This window comes from Shigella sp. FC1967 (assembly GCF_001743005.1).
Lineage (GTDB): Bacteria > Pseudomonadota > Gammaproteobacteria > Enterobacterales > Enterobacteriaceae > Proteus.
This window is the reverse complement of record NZ_MIIZ01000472.1, coordinates 1-213: the sequence shown is the minus strand read 5'-3', so window position 1 is coordinate 213 and position 213 is coordinate 1. Positions and strand designations below refer to the sequence as shown.

Sequence of the window (213 nt, the reverse complement as noted above, 5' to 3'; positions counted from 1 at the left end):
GCGGTGTTTGGCACCTCGATGTCGGCTCATCACATCCTGGGGCTGAAGTAGGTCCCAAGGGTATGGCTGTTCGCCATTTAAAGTGGTACGCGAGCTGGGGTTTAGAACGTCGTGAGACAGTTCGGTCCCTATCTGCCGTGGGGCGTTGGAAGATTGAGAGGGGGTTGCTCCTAGTACGAGAGGACCGGAGTGAACGCACCACTGGTGTTCGGG

The 213-nt window shown here is 57.7% G+C and carries 1 rRNA gene; it reads left to right on the top strand.

From position 1 onward, the window contains the following. A 23S ribosomal RNA gene (locus tag BHE89_RS04080) occupies nt 1-213 on the top strand; the annotation flags it as partial.